Source organism: Suttonella ornithocola (genome assembly GCF_001889065.1).
GTDB lineage: Bacteria > Pseudomonadota > Gammaproteobacteria > Cardiobacteriales > Cardiobacteriaceae > Suttonella_A > Suttonella_A ornithocola.
This window is the reverse complement of sequence record NZ_LWHB01000268.1, coordinates 1-503: the sequence shown is the minus strand read 5'-3', so window position 1 is coordinate 503 and position 503 is coordinate 1. Positions and strand designations below refer to the sequence as shown.

General features: G+C 39.6%; 1 protein-coding gene and 1 pseudogene. One reads left to right on the top strand and one right to left on the bottom strand.

Features of this window, described 5'->3' with window-relative positions:
• Window positions 1-204: transposase (locus A5N85_RS13675; RefSeq protein ID WP_249023994.1), on the top strand; the 204-nt coding region annotated here is incomplete at its 5' end.
• Window positions 205-318: 114 nt separating this feature from the next.
• Here the strand turns inward: A5N85_RS13675 and A5N85_RS15870 are convergent.
• Window positions 319-503, bottom strand: a pseudogene (locus tag A5N85_RS15870) (LysR family transcriptional regulator); the annotation flags it as partial.

The following is a 503-nucleotide window of genomic DNA, read 5'->3' as shown; positions in this document are numbered from 1 at the left end:
GCCGCTTTTCATAAACGCAGTGATATTCAAGCAATCATTGAAGAGCATGGGCATGAGATAGTTTGGTTACCCCCTTATAGTCCAGACTTAAATCCCATTGAAAAGATGTGGGCTTGGATTAAGCAAATACGCAAAGAATGGCGGATGGATTGTATTGATACTTTATGCTTTTATCTGCTTTGGATTGGGTTGGGTTTTAGATGATTGCACTATATTTATCCATGCAGCCATGGTGTAGAAAATAGAAAGTTGCTGAGGCAAAACCATAAAGAGAGGCATTTAAAAAATAAAAACCGACTCAAAATACGTCCAAAGTATTCAGAAAAAATGATCGGATGATGATACAGGTTCTGTGATTAAATTCTGTAAGCACTCACTGAGAGTTTCTAGCAATAGACGTACCGCTGGAATGAGATGACGACGTGAGGGATAAAGTGCGATAACGCGTTCTTCGCGAAAATGCCAGTCAGGAAGCAGGATATGCAGTTTTCCTTGTTTCATTG